The 16,692-nt window shown below is 68.3% G+C and carries 18 protein-coding genes and 2 pseudogenes; 8 read left to right on the forward strand and 12 right to left on the reverse strand.

Features of this window, described 5'->3' with window-relative positions; translation table 11 throughout:
* Positions 1 to 6: 6 nt before the first annotated feature.
* A complete protein-coding gene (locus FFI97_RS06955; protein ID WP_139705823.1) occupies positions 7 to 936 on the reverse strand; it encodes a hypothetical protein in 930 nt (309 codons plus the stop codon).
* 144 nt (positions 937 to 1,080) lie between these two features.
* A pseudogene (locus tag FFI97_RS06960) lies at positions 1,081 to 2,006 on the reverse strand (YgfZ/GcvT domain-containing protein).
* Positions 2,007 to 2,144: 138 nt separating this feature from the next.
* Between FFI97_RS06960 and mltG the strand changes: the two are divergent.
* The 6 genes and pseudogenes from mltG to FFI97_RS06990 all read left to right on the forward strand — a co-directional run bounded on the left by mltG (position 2,145) and on the right by FFI97_RS06990 (position 6,816).
* Entirely contained in the window at positions 2,145 to 3,170 is a 1,026-nt protein-coding gene (gene mltG, locus FFI97_RS06965; RefSeq protein WP_139705821.1) for an endolytic transglycosylase MltG, read from the forward strand.
* A pseudogene (gene tmk / locus FFI97_RS06970) lies at positions 3,167 to 3,848 on the forward strand (dTMP kinase). Before mltG ends, tmk begins: the two are co-directional and overlap by 4 nt.
* On the forward strand, positions 3,845 to 4,867 hold the full coding sequence (locus tag FFI97_RS06975) for a DNA polymerase III subunit delta' (RefSeq protein ID WP_139705819.1): 1,023 nt from the start codon (positions 3,845 to 3,847) through the stop codon (positions 4,865 to 4,867). Before tmk ends, FFI97_RS06975 begins: the two are co-directional and overlap by 4 nt.
* Positions 4,864 to 5,247, forward strand: a complete 384-nt coding sequence (locus tag FFI97_RS06980; RefSeq protein ID WP_062472893.1) for a PilZ domain-containing protein — start codon at positions 4,864 to 4,866, stop codon at positions 5,245 to 5,247. Before FFI97_RS06975 ends, FFI97_RS06980 begins: the two co-directional genes overlap by 4 nt.
* Positions 5,248 to 5,332: 85 nt before the next feature.
* Complete coding sequence (locus FFI97_RS06985) at positions 5,333 to 6,139, forward strand: TatD family hydrolase (RefSeq protein WP_139705956.1); 807 nt, start codon at positions 5,333 to 5,335, stop codon at positions 6,137 to 6,139.
* Positions 6,136 to 6,816 carry an ankyrin repeat domain-containing protein gene (locus FFI97_RS06990; RefSeq protein ID WP_095745272.1) on the forward strand — a complete coding sequence of 227 codons (681 nt, stop codon included), beginning with the start codon at positions 6,136 to 6,138 and terminating at the stop codon, positions 6,814 to 6,816. Before FFI97_RS06985 ends, FFI97_RS06990 begins: the two co-directional genes overlap by 4 nt.
* 13 nt (positions 6,817 to 6,829) lie before the next feature.
* Here FFI97_RS06990 and FFI97_RS06995 read toward each other — a convergent pair whose 3' ends face one another.
* A complete protein-coding gene (locus FFI97_RS06995; RefSeq protein ID WP_139705958.1) occupies positions 6,830 to 7,432 on the reverse strand; it encodes a hypothetical protein in 603 nt (200 codons plus the stop codon).
* Between the two features lie 256 nt (positions 7,433 to 7,688).
* Complete coding sequence (locus FFI97_RS07000) at positions 7,689 to 8,099, reverse strand: RidA family protein (RefSeq protein ID WP_139705960.1); 411 nt, start codon at positions 8,097 to 8,099, stop codon at positions 7,689 to 7,691.
* 139 nt (positions 8,100 to 8,238) lie between these two features.
* Here FFI97_RS07000 and FFI97_RS07005 point away from each other — a divergent pair, with 139 nt between their 5' ends.
* On the forward strand, positions 8,239 to 9,177 hold the full coding sequence (locus tag FFI97_RS07005) for a LysR family transcriptional regulator (RefSeq protein WP_139705962.1): 939 nt from the start codon (positions 8,239 to 8,241) through the stop codon (positions 9,175 to 9,177).
* On the opposite strand, the gene FFI97_RS07010 is transcribed toward FFI97_RS07005, so the two are convergent.
* The 8 genes from FFI97_RS07010 to FFI97_RS07045 all read right to left on the reverse strand — a co-directional run bounded on the left by FFI97_RS07010 (position 9,169) and on the right by FFI97_RS07045 (position 15,521).
* Positions 9,169 to 10,866, reverse strand: coding sequence for a long-chain fatty acid--CoA ligase (locus FFI97_RS07010; RefSeq protein ID WP_139705964.1), 1,698 nt, complete (start codon positions 10,864 to 10,866; stop codon positions 9,169 to 9,171). The two genes, FFI97_RS07005 and FFI97_RS07010, sit on opposite strands and share 9 nt — an antisense overlap.
* A gap of 99 nt (positions 10,867 to 10,965) precedes the next feature.
* Positions 10,966 to 11,415: a nuclear transport factor 2 family protein gene (locus tag FFI97_RS07015; protein ID WP_185993572.1), complete on the reverse strand. Its 450-nt coding sequence runs from the start codon at positions 11,413 to 11,415 to the stop codon at positions 10,966 to 10,968.
* Positions 11,416 to 11,468: 53 nt separating this feature from the next.
* On the reverse strand, positions 11,469 to 12,080 hold the full coding sequence (locus FFI97_RS07020; RefSeq protein WP_185993573.1) for a TetR/AcrR family transcriptional regulator: 612 nt from the start codon (positions 12,078 to 12,080) through the stop codon (positions 11,469 to 11,471).
* 100 nt (positions 12,081 to 12,180) lie between these two features.
* Positions 12,181 to 12,672, reverse strand: coding sequence for a nucleoside deaminase (locus FFI97_RS07025; protein WP_095947648.1), 492 nt, complete (start codon positions 12,670 to 12,672; stop codon positions 12,181 to 12,183).
* A 19-nt stretch (positions 12,673 to 12,691) separates the two neighbouring features.
* Positions 12,692 to 13,027 (reverse strand): hydroxyisourate hydrolase, encoded by a 336-nt coding sequence (gene uraH / locus FFI97_RS07030; RefSeq protein WP_062472877.1) that lies wholly within the window; start codon positions 13,025 to 13,027, stop codon positions 12,692 to 12,694.
* 48 nt (positions 13,028 to 13,075) lie between these two features.
* Complete coding sequence (locus FFI97_RS07035) at positions 13,076 to 13,591, reverse strand: hydroxyisourate hydrolase (RefSeq protein ID WP_139705969.1); 516 nt, start codon at positions 13,589 to 13,591, stop codon at positions 13,076 to 13,078.
* Positions 13,584 to 14,138: a 2-oxo-4-hydroxy-4-carboxy-5-ureidoimidazoline decarboxylase gene (gene uraD, locus FFI97_RS07040; protein ID WP_139705971.1), complete on the reverse strand. Its 555-nt coding sequence runs from the start codon at positions 14,136 to 14,138 to the stop codon at positions 13,584 to 13,586. The genes FFI97_RS07035 and uraD overlap by 8 nt, the downstream gene beginning before the upstream one ends.
* A gap of 51 nt (positions 14,139 to 14,189) precedes the next feature.
* Entirely contained in the window at positions 14,190 to 15,521 is a 1,332-nt protein-coding gene (locus tag FFI97_RS07045) for an MFS transporter (protein WP_139705973.1), read from the reverse strand.
* 198 nt (positions 15,522 to 15,719) lie between these two features.
* Between FFI97_RS07045 and FFI97_RS07050 the strand changes: the two genes are divergently transcribed.
* The gene (locus FFI97_RS07050) at positions 15,720 to 16,682 is read left to right on the forward strand and encodes a LysR family transcriptional regulator (protein ID WP_139705975.1); all 963 of its coding nucleotides are present in this window, start codon (positions 15,720 to 15,722) and stop codon (positions 16,680 to 16,682) included.
* Positions 16,683 to 16,692 lie beyond the last annotated feature (10 nt).

Genomic DNA, 16,692 nt, shown 5'->3' on the forward strand with positions numbered 1-16,692 from the left:
TCCCGATCAGTAGCGGGCCGGCGGGTCCGGCACGTAGCCGGGGTCCGAGCCCGGGAAGGGCGACGGGCCCGACGGACGCGGCCAGCGCTGCGGCACCGGGATGACGCCCGCGGCGACCAGGTTCTCGCGGCTGTCGTAGCGGATGCGGATCACCTCGTCGGGCTGCGAGCTGGCGCGCTCGAAGGTCGTCTTGCCGACGTACGAGGTCTCGCGCCGTCCGTGGGCCGTGCCCAGGCTCGGGCTGGGCGCCGACTGGCGGGCCATGGCGCCGGCCGACGACTCGGCGGCCATGTCGGCGTTGCCGGCGCTGCCTGCGGGTGGGGCCGCCTTGGCGCGCGCATCGCCCATCGACGACGGTGCCGGCGGCGCCTCGCTGCGCCGTTCGCGGCTGCTGTTGCCGCCGCTGTACTCGTCGCGCGACGGATAGGGCGTCACGACCGGCGGCGGCGGTTCCGGCCGGCGTTCGCGGAACATCGCGACACCGATCACGCCCACGTCGTCGGGGCGGCCCGTGCGGCTTGCGTAGGAATTGCCGGCGGCGGCGAACTCGAAGGCCGCGATCTGCGAATCGCTCTTGCGCCAGCCCGCGATGTCGCTGCGCTCGCGCGGGCCGAACACATAGCCGTTCTGGCCGACGCCGGCGGTTTCGCCGGTGACGACGTTGACGCCGTCCACCGACATCACGGCCATGATGCGTTCGCCCATCGCGTTGCGCGCCCGGATCGCATAGCGCGCGCCGGGGCGGCCGGCCACCCAGTACTCGCCGCGGTGGCGGTAGATCGGCAGTTCGGCGCCGCTCGTGCGGTCGACGATGCTGATGTTCATCAGGCCGCCGATGCGGCTGGCACCGGAGGGGTAGGGCCGCATCGGGCTTTCCGCCCCCGCCGACAGCGCGGTCAGGGCCAGGACGGTGGTGAGGAGAAGTCTGCGCTGCATCATGGTGGCTTCCTTGCCAGGAGTGGATCGATGCAGGCTTCTACGGCGGGGCCTCGCGAACGGGGTTAAGCGTCGCGCAAAAAATGGCGCTGTCGGTGAGACAGCGCCAAGCGCCCCGGAAAGAAGGCAGGGACGCAGGGGAAATCAGATGTCTTCAAGCAGCGGGTAGGGCAGCGGCTCCACCGACAGCGCCGGTCCGCCGGGCGCTCCCGCGTGCAGGCCGCCGGCCTCGAGCGCGGCGATCTGGATGGAGATGAGCGCCGACCAGCCGCCATCGGGCGCGGGCGCGGCCTGCGCCACGGTGCCCACGGGCTGTTCGGCGTCGTTGGCCGCGAACACCTCCTGGCCCGCGGCCAGCGGGCGTCGGTCTGCGCAAGGTAGGTGCGGCGCTTGAGCGTGCCGCGGAACTGGCTGCGGGCCACGATTTCCTGGCCGGGGTAGCAGCCCTTCTTGAAGTTCACGCCGCCCACCGACTCGTAGTTGATCATCTGCGGCACGAAGGCCTCGATCACCGGCGTGGTCAGCGTGACGATGCCGCTGCGCACCTCGCTCCAGGGCCACAGGGCGGCGTCGAGCGTCGGGCCCACGGGCGCCTTCTGGTCGGCCGGCGCGATCCACAGCGCGCGCGGCACGCCGTCGGCCGGGTACAGCGACACCACGCTGATGTCTTCGCCGATGGCCGTGCGGCGACCGGGCGGCAGGGCCGCGTCCAGGCCGTTGGCGGTCAGGGCGGTGCCGGCCACGCCGTGCAGCGCGAACTGCTCGGTGGCGTCGGTCAGCTTGACCTTGGCGCGCAACACATACATCGACAGGCGCTTGAGCGTGGCCGCCAGGATGTCGCGGCTGCACACCAGCAGGATGAGTTCGGGCTGCGGGCGGATGCCGATGAAGCTGGCGATCACGCGGCCCTTGGCCGTGCAAAGCGCCGCCAGGCGGGCTTCGGTGGCGCCGAGCAGCGAGAAATCCTGCGTGAGCTGGCCGTGCAGGAAGCTGGCGGCATCGGGGCCTTCGGCGCGGATCACGCCGAGGTGGGGCAGGGTGCTCACCCCGTTGAGAACGACTGTGGTCATCGCTGAATTATCATGGCCGTGCCTGTTCCTTCGGGGCGGCAGGGATTCCCCGTCGCAGCGACGGGGCCGGCCGTTCCCGCGGGCCGGTGTCCATCTGCTTGCCAGCCCTTTTTCTTCCTCCGTCTTTTCCTCGGATTCGTGCGCAGCTTCTTCCTCACGCTCTTCCTGCTCGTGGCCCTGGCCGTCCTGGCGCTCGGCGGCGCCGGTCTCTGGTGGGTGCACCAGCCGCTCAAGTTGCCGACGCCCAGCGTCGACCTGTCGGTGGAGCCCGGCACCACGCCGCGCGGCATTGCGCAGGCCGTGGCCGACACCGGTGTCGACGTGCAGCCGCAGCTGCTGTACATGTGGTTCCGCGTCTCGGGGCAAGACCGCCAGATGCGCGCCGGCAGTTACGAACTGGAACGCGGTGTCACGCCCAAGCTGCTGCTCAACGTCCTGGTGCGCGGCGAGGAAGCCACGCGCAGCGTGGTGCTGGTCGAAGGCTGGAACATCCGCCAGGTGCGCGCCGCGCTCGCCAAGGCCGAGCAGCTCAAGCCCGAAAGCGTGGGCATGAGCGAAGACGCGCTGATGGCCGCCCTGGGCAAGCCGGGCCTGCACCCCGAAGGCCGCTTCTTCCCGGACACCTACACCTACTCGAAGGGCTCGACCGACATCGCGCTGCTGCAGCGCGCCATGCGGGCCATGGACAAGAAGCTCGAGGCCGCCTGGGCGGCGCGCGCGGCCGATCTGCCGCTCAAATCGGCCGATGAGGCGCTTATCCTGGCCAGCATTGTCGAAAAGGAGACAGGCAAGGCCAACGACCGCGCGGAGATTGCCGCCGTCTTCACCAACCGGCTGCGCATCGGCATGCCGCTGCAGACCGACCCGACCGTGATCTACGGCATGGGCACCGCCTTCGACGGCAACCTGCGCAAGCGCGACCTGCAGACCGACACGCCCTGGAACACCTACACCCGCGGCGGCCTGCCGCCCACGCCGATCGCCATGCCCGGCAAGGCCGCGCTGCTGGCGGCCGTGCAGCCGGCGCAGAGCAAGTCGCTGTACTTCGTCTCGCGCGGCGACGGCACGAGCCAGTTCAGCAGTTCGCTCGACGACCACAACCGCGCGGTCAACCGCTACCAGCGAGGCGGTGGCAGCAGCTCCCAACCCAAGGCGACCCAATGAGTTCGATCAGCAATGGCGGTCTGTTTCTGACGCTGGAAGGCATCGACGGCGCGGGCAAGTCCAGCCACCTCGACGCGCTGGAAGCCCGCTTCAAGGCGCAGGGCCGTACCGTGGTGCGCACGCGCGAACCGGGCGGCACGCCGCTGGCCGAGACGCTGCGCGGGCTGGTGCTCGAACAGCCGATGAACCCGCTGACCGAATCGCTGCTGGTGTTCGCGGCGCGTTGCGACCACATCGCGCAGGTCATCGAGCCGGCGCTGGCGCGCGGCGAGGTCGTGCTGTGCGACCGTTTCACCGATGCCACCTTTGCCTACCAGGGCGCGGGGCGCGGCTTCGACACGGCCGTGCTGTCGACCCTCGAACAGTGGGTGCAAGCAGGTCGGGCAGGCTTGCCCGCGTCGCAACTGCTGCAGCCGCAAGTGACCGTGTGGTTCGACCTCGCCCCCGAGATCGCCGCCCAGCGCCTGGCCGGTGCGCGCGTGCCCGACAAGTTCGAGGCCCAGCCCGTCGAGTTCTTCCGCCGCGTGGCGCAGGGGCTATGCAGACCGCGCCGCCGCCGATGCGTCGCGCTTCGTGCGCATCGACGCGAGCCAGGCCCGCGACCAGGTCTGGCAGCAGATCGACACGGCGCTGGTGGCGCGCGGCGTGCTGTCGCCGGTGCAGGGAGCCACGCGATGAGCGAGCCGGTGAACACGCTGACCCCGTGGCTGCGCCAGCCCTTGGCCGAACTGCTGCGCCAGCGCGGCCATGCTTGGCTGCTGCAAGGCCCATCGGGCATCGGCCAGTACGAACTCGCGCTGGCGCTCGCCGCCGCCTGGCTGTGCGAACAGCCGATGGAGGAGGGCGGTGCCGCCTGCGGCCACTGCGCGAGCTGCCACGCCATCGAGGTCCGCACCCACGCCGACTTGTGCGTGCTGATGCCCGAAGTCGCGATGCAGGAACTGGGCTGGCCGCTCGACGAAAAGGCCCAGTCCGACATCGACGACAAGAAGCGCAAGGCCAGCCGCGAGATCCGCGTCGAAGCCATGCGCGATGCGGTCGGCTTTGCCCAGCGCACCAGCGCACGCGGCCGTGGCAAGGTCGTGCTCGTGTACCCGGCCGAGCGCATGAACACCATCACCGCCAACGCGCTGCTCAAGACGCTCGAGGAACCCGTCGGCGACGTGCGCTTCGTGCTCGCCAGCGAGGCCGCGTGGCAGCTGCTGCCGACCATCCGCAGCCGCTGCCTGGGCTTCACGCTGCCGTGGCCCGAAACCGCCGAGGCCGAGGCCTGGCTGGCGGCGCAGGACGTGCCCGTCGCCGATGCCGCGCAACTGCTGCGTGCCGCGGGCGGACGGCCCAGCGATGCGCTGCGGCTGGCGCGCTCGGGCCAGTCGCCCAAGGCGTGGTCGCTGCTGCCCAAGGCCGTGTCGCGTGGCGACGTGGGCGCGCTGGCCGACCAGGCGCCGGCCCAGGCCGTCGTCTCGCTGCAGAAGCTCTGCCACGACCTGATGGCCGTGGGCCACGGCGCCGAACCCCGTTTCTTCGATGCGGCCGACCTGCCGCCGGCCCCGCACAAGCTGGCGCTGGCGCGCTGGTCGAAGTCGCTCGCCGCCGCCGCGCGGACCGCCGAGCACCCGTTCAACGCCGGCCTCATGCTCGAAGCGCTTGTGAGCGAGGCGCGAAGCACCCTAAACTCTGCCGCTCGCCGCCCATGAACCAACCTGTCGCTCCCGCCGCCGCTTCGTCTGCCACGCCCGCCCGGCCGAGCGTCATCCAGCTCGCCATCAAGGAAAAGGGCGCGCTCTACGCGGCCTACATCCCGCTGTTTGCCGAGGGCGGCATCTTCATTCCGACCACGCGCGAATACCGGCTGGGCGACGACGTCTACGTGCTGCTCACGCTGCCCGAAGACCCGCAGCGCTACCCGGTGGCCGGCAAGGTCGCCTGGATCACGCCGGCCCGCGCCGCTGGCAACCGGGCGCCGGGCGTCGGTGTGCGCTTTCCTTCGGACGAGAAGTCGCGCCAGCTGAAGGCGCGCATCGAAGCCGCGCTCGGTGGCTCCATGGCCTCCGACCGCCCGACCCAGACCATCTGAGTTCTTTCTCCGCCGCCGTCCCCGTGACGCGGAACTCCGGACACGGCGCGATCTCCCACAGGCGCGCCGCACTTCATCCTTTCCGATGTTCACCGACTCCCACTGCCACCTGACCTTCCCCGAATTCGCGGACCAGATGCCCCAGATCCGCGCCGCCATGGCCGCCGCCAAGGTCGACCGGGCGCTGTGCATCTGCACCAAGCTCGAGGAATTCGACGACGTACAGGCCCTGGCCGCCAGCTACGACAACTTCTGGGCCAGCGTGGGCGTGCACCCCGACAACGAGGACATCGCCGAGCCCACCGTGGAAGACCTGGTGCGCCTGTCGGCACGCCCGCGTGTCGTGGCCATCGGCGAAACCGGCCTCGACTATTACCAGATGGAAGAACGCAAGGGCGGCCGCAGCATCGCCGACATGGAGTGGCAGCGCGACCGTTTCCGCGTGCACATCCGCGCCGCGCAGCAGACCCGCAAGCCGCTCATCATCCACACGCGTGACGCCTCGGCCGACACCCTGGCCATCCTCAAGGAGGAGGGCGAAGACGGTGCGGGCAGGGCGGCCGGCGGCGTGTTCCATTGCTTCACCGAAACCGCCGAGGTGGCACGCGCCGCGCTCGACCTGGGTTTCTACATTTCCTTTTCGGGCATCCTGACCTTCAAGAAGGCCCAGGACCTGCGCGACGTGGCGGCCTTCGTGCCGCTGGACCGCATGCTGATCGAGACCGACAGCCCCTACCTGGCGCCCGTGCCGTACCGAGGCAAGACCAACAACCCGTCGTACGTGCCCTTCGTGGCGCAACAGATCGCCGAACTGCGACAAATGCCCGTAGAGGACATCGCCAAGGCGACAAGCGACAACTTCGAAACATTGTTCAGGGAAGTCAAATCATGAAAAACTACTTTAAGAAGTCGATATATCTTGTTGTCATGGCTGCATCTTTTGCAGCGCATGCCGGTTCGTTCGAAGACTTTTTCCGTGCCGTGCGCGGCGACAACGCCAGCGGTGTGCGCACCCTGCTGAACCGCGGTTTTGACCCGAACACGCGCGACGAACACGGCCAGACCGGCTTGATGCTCGCGCTGCGCGAGCCGTCGCCGAAGGTCATCCAGGTGCTGATGGAGTCGCCGCAGCTCAACGTCGACCTGGCCAATGCCAAGGACGAAACGCCGCTGATGCTGGCGTCGATCAAGGGCCAGCAAGACCTGGTGGTGCAACTGCTCAAGCGCGACGCCGCCGTCAACAAGACCGGCTGGGCACCGCTGCATTACGCGGCGAGCAGCGGGCAACTGTCGATCATGAAGCTGCTGCTCGAGAACCACGCCTTCATCGACGCCCAGTCGCCCAACGGCACCACGCCACTGATGATGGCCGCGATGTACGGATCGAACGATGCCGTGAAGCTGCTGCTGGCCGAAGGTGCTGACACGGCGATGAAGAACCAGCTTGGCATGACTGCGGTCGACTTTGCAGTGAAGGCCAATCGGGCTGAGTCTGCGGAGTTGATCAAGGCGGCTGGGGATGCGAAGGCGAATGGGGTGAAGGCGGTGCCGAAGGATGGGAAGTGGTGAGAGCCCGCAGGCCTCAGCAATCCTGACGCAGCAGAGGTTGAACACGGTCGCCCAGGTATTTGGACAACCATGTGCAGTGCTCTTGAAGGCTTTCCACTGGAATATCGTTGCCCAGCCATAGGGACTTCTCATCCAGTCCTGGCACGCGCGTGATCACGCTCAGATAGCCCGCCGTGGCATAGCTGGTGAGCGCCGTGGGGGTCACTGCGCGAATGGACTCAAACGGGACCACGGTGGTGCGCAGCTTTCGCAGTGGCGCCGTCTCGACATAACTGAGCTGCCTGGTTTCCGAATCGAAGCTGAAGGCGATGACCGTTTTTCGCGAAGTCGCGACCAGCAGCATGAGACCCGCGAGGCCGCTCGTTCCGAACAGCGGGATCCAAATTGCCGGATCAGCGAACACGCCGGATGAAGACGGGTTCACGCCGTTCGCGAGCGAGGCAAGGCTCGCCAAGCCGAGCCCGAGGAGATAGACGGGTGCGGCCATGGCGAGTACCGCCAGAGAAGCCGCAGCTGCCAACAGAAAGGAAGAACGAGCGCTCGATCCTTCCTTGCTCGATCGCCAGCAGAAGCAGTGGCTCATTTCTTCCTGGCCGGCAAGGACGTTCGATGTCACTTGTGGTCGTTCCTTTTTCGACGGGTTGGGCTTGCGGAGTGCTTGCCTGGGTTTCTTGAGTTCCGTCGACTGTACGGCAGCCCCTTCATATTGAATACAATGTGCATTATGTAAAATGACTAGCGTGCGTACGGAACATTTGCCGCGGTGAACCTGAGAACCTGGGCAGTCCTCGACCCGAGCCCAATGCCCTTCCAGCCTTCGCACTTCGCCCAGCCCTTCATTTCAAGCCTGAGCGAAGTTGCCCTGAGTCGAATCAGCTCAGCGTGCTCCCATCCGGCAGCTTCGCAATCACCTTGATCTCGAACTGAAAGCCATACAGCCACGTCACGCCGATCCCGGTCAGCGTCGGGTGCGGCGCTTCGCCCCAGTACTCGGGCACCAGCTTCCAGATCGTTTCGAAGTTCGATTCCGGATCGACGATGAAGACTGTCACGTCGACCACGTCGTCGAAGGTGCAGCCCGCGGCTTTCAGGATGGCGTTCAGGTTGTCGAACGCGCGCCGCACCTGCGCCTCCAGCTCAGGCTCCGGCGAGCCGTCTTCGCGGCTGCCGACCTGCCCCGACACGAACAGGAAGCCGTTGGCGCGAACGGCTGGCGAATAGCGGTTGCGTTCGTAGAGCGCCTGGCGCCCAGGTGGAAAAACAACGTCGCGTGAGGAGGCCATAAGGTGCTTTCTTTCTGCGGTGAGTGAGGACGATGCAGGGACTTTAGGAAGCCATGCGCCATCGATAAACGGGCAAAGCCAACAATCACTGTTTGCAGATCCCAAACAATCACGGCACACGTCCCGCAGGAGCCCTCCCATGGACCGTTTCGATGCAATGCAGGCCTTCACCCGCGTGGTGGAAGCCGGCAGCTTCACCAAGGCCGCCGACACGCTGCACATGAGCAAGACCAGCGTGACGCAGTTGGTGCAGCAGCTGGAGGCGCGGCTGCGTGTGAAGCTGCTCAATCGCACGACGCGCAAGGTGAACGTCACAGCCGACGGCGCGGCGTACTACGAGCGTGCGGTGCGGCTGTTGGCCGACCTGGACGATGCCGAGACCAGCCTGTCGGGCGCCGCCGCCCTGCCCCGCGGCCGCCTTCGCGTGGATGTGCCCAGCCCCCTGGCCCGCATGATCCTGGTGCCCGCGCTGCCGGCCTTCCATGCGCGCTACCCCGACATCCAGCTCGACATGGGCGTGAGCGATCGCATGGTCGATGTGATCGGCGAGAACGTCGATTGCGTGGTGCGCGGCGGCGAGCTCGCCGACCCCTCACTCATGGCCCGCCGCGTGGGCGACCTGCAGCTCGGCGTCTACGCGGCGCCGGGCTATCTCGAACTGGCTGACACGCCAACGCACCCGCGCGACCTGGAAGACACGCACCACCGCATCGTCGGCTTCCTGTGGTCGCGCCACGGCAAGACCTTTCCGTACGCCATGCGCCGGGGCGGCGAGCGCATCGACGTGCAGGGCCGCTACGTGCTCTCGGTCGACGACGGCAATGCCTACCTCGCAGCGGGGCTGGCGGGCCTGGGCATCCTCTGGCTGCCGGACTACATGGCCGCGCCGCACCGGGCGCACGGCGAACTGGTGCCGTTGTTCGAAGACTGGCAGCTCGATCCGATGCCGCTGTACGTGGCGTTCGCGCCGAACCGGCATGTGAGCGCCAAGCTGCGCGCGTTCATCGAGTGGGTCGCCGGGCTCATGGCGCAGCATGCGCCGGTCATCGTTCGCCCGGGCCTGTCGGATTCACGTTGACGCAGCCTCTGCTTCCTGCAGCGCGCGCCACATCACCTTGCCACTGCCGCTCTTGGGCAGCGCGTCGACGAACTGCAGCACGCGCGGCGCCTTGTACGCCGCCATGTTCGCGGCGCACCAGTCGATGATGTCCTGCGCGCTCACTGGCGCTTGCGCAGGCTTGAGCACCACCAGCGCCTTGACCGATTCGCCGCGGTAGGCGTCCCGGGTCGCGATCACGCAGGCCTCCTGGATGGCCGGGTGGCGGAACATCAGCGCCTCCACCTCGGCCGGCCAGACCTTGAAGCCGCTCGCGTTGATCATCCGCTTGAGCCGGTCGGTCACAAAGAAGTAGCCCTCCCCGTCCACATGCCCCATGTCGCCGGAGCGGAAGAAGCGCCTGCCGTCGATCTCGACGAAGGCGGCCTCGGTGTCCGCCGGGCGTTTCCAGTAGCCCGCGAAGACCTGCGGCCCGTGGATCACGATCTCGCCCTGCGTTCCCGGCGCGACCTCGCGGCCCGTGTCGGGGTCGATCACGCGCGCGTCGGTGCTCATGAACGGGATGCCCAGGCACTGCAGCTTGGGTGCGTCGGGCGGGTTGTAGTGCGAGGGCGCGGCGGTCTCGGTGAGGCCATAGGCCTCGACATAACGCAGGCCGTACTGCTCGAACAGCCGCTGTGCCACCGCCTGCGGCATCGCCGCCCCGCCGCCGCCGATGGCCACCAGGCTCGACAGGTCGAAGCGCGCCACGTTCGGGCTGGCCAGAAGGTCGATGACCATGGTCGGGATGTTGGCCCAGTGCGTGACCTGGTGCGTGGCGATCAGCCGGCCCGCCAGCTCGCGGTCCCAGCGCGGCATCAGCACGGCCGTGGCGCCCACCTGCATCGCCGCATGCATGACACCGACCATGCCGGTGATGTGGAACATCGGCACGGCCACGAGGTGGATGCTTTGTGGCGTCACATTGCCCCAGGCGTTGATGGCCATTGCGTTGTGCATCGCGTTCGCGTGGCTGAGCATGCAGCCCTTGGGCAGGCCGGTCGTGCCGCTGGTGTAGGGCAACAGGGCCAGTGCGTCCGCATCGGCGCGGGCCACGGGCGGTGCGGCTTCGCAGGCCAGGCAGTCGGACCACGCATGCACCGCGCCACCGGCCAGCGTCGGCAGCTCGCGTCGCGGCAGCAGCCATGGCGCCCAGGCTGCCGGCATGTCCTGTTCCGACAGCGCGGCCGGGTCGAAGGCATCGGTGAACTGGGTCACGACGAGGTGGCGCAGCTGCTGCGCCTGCGGCAAGGCATCGTTGGCTTTCGCGAGCTCGACCGCGAGGTCCGCCGTCGCGATCGCCACCTGCGCATCGGGATCGACGATGAAATGCTTCAACTCCTCGGCGCGGTTCATCGGGTTGACCGGCACCACCACGGCATCGGCGCGCAGGATCGCGAAATGCGCGATCACCAGCTGCGGGCAGTTCTGCATCGCCAGCAGCACGCGGTCGCCGGGGCGCACGCCCAGCGCATGCAGGCCGGCCGACAGGCGCTCGACGGCGGCCCACAGCTGCGCGTAGCTCATCGTGCGGCCCATGAAGATGAGCGCCGCCTTGTCGGGAAAGCGGCGGGCATTGACCGCGAGGTTGTCCCACAGCGGCGTGCGCGCCGCGTGCAAGGCGCGGGGCAGGCGCCGGGGCCAGAACGTGTGATGCGGGCGGGTGTGCATGGCGTGCTCCTGGTGGGTGGTAACCGGTCGTTGGGCGTGGCTGCGCCCTGCCCGCTTCCGGCGTGCCGGAGGCGGGAGCGATGTTCGAGAACGAGACGGCTACTGCTGGCCGGGCGCGATGCCCGCGCGCGCAAAGGCGGCCTGCGACTGGGCGCCGTTCATGTAGACGTCCTTGCGCGTCACCTCGCCGGCGTCGTTGACGTCGACCACGTCGAGCATCTCGACGCGCGCGGTGAACGGCTGCCCTGCCGTGTCCTTCAGCGGCAACACCATCACCCACTCCAGCACCCAGTGCCGCGCGCCGAACAGGCTGCGCCGCAGCTCGAAGCTGAAGGGGTAGCGGGCGAACACGCCGACGCAGTACTGGCGCAGCGCCTCGCGCCCGCGCACCGGCGCGGAGCCGTCGTGCAGCCAGTAGCTCGTGTCTTCGGAATGCAGCGACGCGATGCGGTCGGGGTCGCGTGTTTCCCATCCGACGTGGTAACGCGCGAACAACGCTTCGGTCCCCAGGGCGGGGTCGGCGGGATCGGTCTTGCCAGGAAACGCCATGTCTGTCTCCATCGGATGCGATGGAGAAAATTTACCGACTCAAAGTCGGTTTGTCAATCCGGGTGCGAACCCGACCCGTGTTGCTGCAGCCCGCACAGCATGGTTTCGAGCAACCGGCAGTGCAGCTGCACGGCGGCCATCGGGTCTTGCGCCGCCCCGCAGGCCAGCGCCGCTTCGGCCACCGCGCCGGCGATGAGCCGCGTGGCGGCCTCGATCTCTTCGGGCGGCGTGCCCGCCGGCATGATCGCCACCAGCCCGGTGCGGATCGAGTCCATGAAGTGACGGTCGTCGATGCCGCGCCAGCGCTCCCAGCCGAGCACCACGGGCCCGTCGACCAGGATCAGCTGGCGCAGGCCTTCTTGCGTGGCCGCTTCGAGGTAGATGCGCAGGTTGGTCGCGATGGTGTGGGGCGAGCGATGCCCTTCGATGCGCTGGATGCGCGTGCCGAGTTCCGCCGCCAGCTCGGCCTGCACCGCATCGAGCACCGCCTCGAAGACGTCGTGCTTGGCGCGAAAGTGGTGATACAGGCCGCCCTTGGCGATCCCTGCACCGGCCGCGATGTCGTCGATGCTGACGGCCGCGAACCCCCGCTCGATGAACAGCTGTCGCGCCGAGGCGAGGATGGCCCCGACGGTGGTTGCGCTGCGCTTGGCCTGCTGGACCATGTGCGTCTCTCTCCTCGATGGCTGCTGCGCCACGTGAACACGCGGGCAGTATGGCACGCAGCATCGGCCCGGCAGGCTCGGGCGCAGCGCTGTCTCTGGCTCAACCCGCCGGCTGCGCCACCTTGCGCCACGCTTCGTACAAGTCCTCATCGGCCTCATCGCGCACCGGCAGCGAATGCAGCTTCATCTCGCGCTGCTCCAGCGGCCGGGCGATCTCGACGTAGCCGCGCGCGGCCGACAGGTCGAAGGGCTCGCCGTCTTCGTTCGAGTAGGCGTAGAACACCTCCTTCACGCCCGACAGGTACATCGCCGTCAGGCACATCGAGCAGGGGTAGCCGCTGGCGTACACGGTGCAGCCCGACAGGTCGGTGCTCTTCAGGGCCTTGGCGGCGGCGCGCACGGCCTGCATCTCGGCGTGGGCCGAGGGGTCGCACAGGGCGTCCACTTCGTTGACCGCGGTGGCGATGACCTTGCCGTCGCGCGCAATCACCGCGCCGAAGGGCCAGGTCTTGCGCTCGCGGATGTTGCCCATGGCGAGGCGGATGGAGTCGAGCAGGTACGCGCCTGCGTGGGGGTCATGGGAAGTTGTCATTCAGGAAAAGCTCCCGCGGTCAGCTGCCGCGATAGGTGGAAAAAAACCAGGGGGCGCACAGCATCGGCACGTGGTAGTGCTGAGCGGCGTCGGCGATGGCGAAGCGCACGGGCACCACGTCGGACAGCGCATCGGCCGCCTTGAAGTGATCCCCGACATGGAACTGCAGCTCGAACTGTCCGGTGCGCGCGGAGGCGGCGGCCAGCATGGGCGCGTCGGTTCGGCCGTCGGCGTTGGTGCGCGTGCTGTTCAGGCGTGTGGGCGGCGTGGTCGCCACGTCGTAGAGGTCGACCTTCAGCCCGACGAGCGGGCGGCCGGTGGTGATGTCGAGCACGTGGGTGGTGATGCCGGTCATACGAAGAAAACTCCTTGCAGACGATGGGAACGAACGGGGCCTGCTTGGTCAGCTGCCGCGCGAGTAGGTGTAGCTCCACGGGCCGAACTGGATCGGCAGGTGGATGCGCTCGGCCACGTTGGCCACGCGGATGCGCACCGGCAGCTTCGACAGGAACGGCGGCGTGGGCAGGCGCGACTGCTTGCGCGCAAAGTACTCATCCACGTGCAGCAGCAGCTCGTAGTCGCCGGCGCGGTAGCTGTCGCCGACCAGCAGCGGCTCGTCGGAGCGGCCGTTGCCGTTCATGGTCACGGTGCGCAGCAGCTTGAAGCCGTCGCCCTCGCGCACCGAGAGATCAATGCGCAGGCCGGTCGCCGCGGCGCCGTGGAAGGTGTCGAGCGCATGCACGGTCAGGCGCGGGCTCACGCCGTGCAGCACGATCGGGCCGCTGGCCTGGGCCGGGCCGGCGGGTGCGGCCGTTGTTTGTGCAACAGCACCGTGGGGCGCCAGGGCTGCGGCGCCGAGCGCGAGGCCCGACAGCGCGAAGCGACGGCGTGCGGGCAGGGAAATTTCTTTCTCAGGCATGGACCGCTCCTTGGGAAGTGGACGCACCCAGCAGCGTGTCGATGCGCCCGCGGGTGATGAGGCCGATCTGCGTCAGCGCCGCGCGGCGCTCGGCTTCGGTGGACTCGGCGGCGCGGCTGCGCAGCGCCTCGAAGATCTGGCCCTTGGTGCTGCGCCGCACCGCGATGATGAAAGGAAAGCCGTGCCGCTCGCGGTACACGCGGTTCAGCCGCTGGATCTCGGCCATCTCTTCGCGGCTCAGCGCATTCAGGCCCGCACTGCCCTGCTCGCCGACCGACTCGGCAGTCATCGTGCCGGACTGGGCTTCGCGGCCCGCCAGCTCGGGGTGGCCGCAGAGGAACGCCAGCTGCTGGGCGTCGGGTGCGCGGCGCACCACGTCGAGCATGGCTTCGTGCAGCGCGTCGATGGTGGCGAAAGGCCGCAGCGACCAGGCCGAGCGTGCGACCCAGGGCGAATTCTCGAAAGTCGGCCCGAGTGCGGCGACGAACGCGTCGCAGTCCATGGCGTTGAGCGCCTGGAGATCGAAACGATGGGCGTGGGAAGGCATGGAGAGCATCTCCTTTGTATTCAGACAGTCGGACGAAGGGGTGGAAAGGAATCAGCGCGCGGGCGTCTTGTGCAGGCGCGGCACGAACAGCAGGATCAGCACGGTGGCGCAGATTTCGACCGCCGCGACCACATACAGGCCCGGCGCCAGGCTGCCGGTGGCGGTCTTGATGAGGCCCAGCATCCACGGCGCGCCGAAGCCCGCGAGGTTGGCGATCGAGTTGATCAGCGCCACGCCGCCGGCGGCCGCGGTGCCGGCCAGGAAGCGGTTGGGCATCTGCCAGAACACGGGGATCGCGCTCATGGTACCGACGATGGCCAGCGTGAGGCCCGCCAGCACCAGAGCCGGGCTCTGGCGCAGGAACAATGCCACCACCAGCAACGCACCCGAACCCAGCGCCGCGGCCAGCGCGCAGTGGTAGCGCGACTCCTGGTGGCGGTCGGAGTGGAAGCCGTTCCAGATCATGCCGGCCGCGCCGCACAGGTAGGCGCCGGCCATGATCCAGCCCACGGTCAGCGGGTTGGTGAAGCCGATCTCTTTCACCAGCGTCGGGCCGTAGAAGGTGAGCGACGAGTTCGCCGCGATGATGCAGAAGAAGATCAGGATCAGCAGCCAGAACTTGCCGTTCTTCAGCGAGGCCAGCATGCTGTGCTCGCGGTGGCCCAGCGTCTTGCGGTCGCGTTCCAGGTCGTCGTGCACCAGCTGGCGTTCACGCGCCGTGAGCCAGTGGGCCTGCTCGGGGCGGTCGGTCAGGTAGAAGTAGGTGGCGATGCCGGCCAGCACCGAGGGAATGCCCTCGAGCAGCAGCACCCACTGCCAGCCGGCCCAGCCGTTCACGCCATGCATGTTGTTCATGATGGTGCCGGCCAGCGGCCCGCCGATCACGCCCGCGAAGGCCGAGGCCGACATGAACATGCCGAAGGCCTTGGCGCGCCGGCTGTCGGGGAACCAGTGGGTCAGGTACAGGATGATGCCGGGGTAGAAGCCCGCCTCGAACACGCCCAGCAGGAAGCGCAGCAGGTAGAACATCTCGGTGCTCTTCACGAACATCGTGGCGATCGAGGTCAGGCCCCAGCCGATCGTGATGCGCATGATGGTCTTCTTGGCGCCGATCTTCTGCAGCAGCAGGTTGCTGGGCACCTCGAAGAAGAAGTAGCCCAGGAAGAAGATCCCCGCGCCCAGCCCGTAGGCCGCCTCGCTCCACTTCAGGTCGTCCAGCATCGTCAGCTTGATGAAGCCGATGTTGACCCGGTCGATCCAGGCCAGCACCCACAGCAGCATCAGGAAGGGAATCAGGCGAAAGATGATCTTGCGGTAGATGCCGTCCAGTTCCGCCGTGGCGGTGTGTTCCCGGACTGGCGCCATCGTGGCGTCCATGCTCATGGTTGTCTCCATTTCTAGGTGTGGACGGGACGCGCCGCCTGGGACCTTCTGTGGGTCCGCTTGCGGCTGCCGTTCCCGCTGGTGGCGAACTGTAGGCAGATATCGCGGCCCCGGATCACGCTCTCTAGAATGTGCGGCATAACGGTTTGCCATGATGGTGCTGCCGCCGGCAACGCCTCTTTTCTCCGCCCTGCCGCCATGTCACGCTCCCACGCCCCCGTCGACACCTACCTGCTGCGCGTGCTGGTCGCCCTGGTGGCCGAACGCAGCGTCTCCCGGGTCGCCGTGCGTATGAACCAGACCCAGCCCGCCATCAGCACCGCCCTGCGCCGGCTGCGCGAGGTGTTCGCCGACCCCATCCTGGTGCGCGAGCGCAGCGGCATGGTGCCCACCGAGCGGGCGCTGCAGCTGCGCGACCGCGCACGCGGCGCGCTGCTCGAAATCGACCGCATGCTCTCGGGCCCCGAGCAGTTCGAGCCCGCCTCCAGCGCGATGACCTTCCACCTCGCGCTGCCCGACTACCTGGCGATGAGCTTCCTGGCCGACGTGACCACGCGGTTCCGCGCCGAGGCGCCGCATGCGCGGCTGGTGGTGCACCCGCTGAGCGTCACCTACGACTACGAGCGCGCGCTGGCCCAGGGCGAGCTCGACATCGTCATCGGCAACTGGCCGCAGCCACCCGACCGGCTGCACCTGTCGCTGCTGCTCGAGGACGACCTGATGTGCCTCATGGGCAAGAACAACCCGCTGGCCGCCAAGGGCGCCATGACGATGGAGCGCTACATCGCGGCGCGCCACGTGGTGCCCACGCCGTATGCGGCGTCGCAGCGCGGGGTGGTCGAGACGCACCTGGCCACCTTGCGCCAGACGCGGGAGGCCTGCATTGCCGTGCCCTACTTCACCGTGGCGCCGCACCTGCTGGTGGGCACCGACCTGGTCTTCACCACCGCGCGCCATTTCGCGATGCAGTTCGTGCACACGCTGCCGCTGGTGGCGGTGCCCGCGCCGCAGGGCTTTCCGCGCATGCGCTTCTACCAGCTGTGGCACGACCGCTCGCAGCACGAGCCGGCGCACCGCTGGCTGCGCGGCATCCTGGCGGCGGTGGCGTCGGGGCTGGCGCGGCCCGATGCGGCGGAAGTTGCCGCCCCCGCGAGCGCCTAGGCTGATTGCC

Origin of the sequence: Variovorax sp. KBS0712, from assembly GCF_006323185.2 — a bacterium.
In the GTDB taxonomy this organism is placed as follows: domain Bacteria; phylum Pseudomonadota; class Gammaproteobacteria; order Burkholderiales; family Burkholderiaceae_C; genus Variovorax; species Variovorax boronicumulans.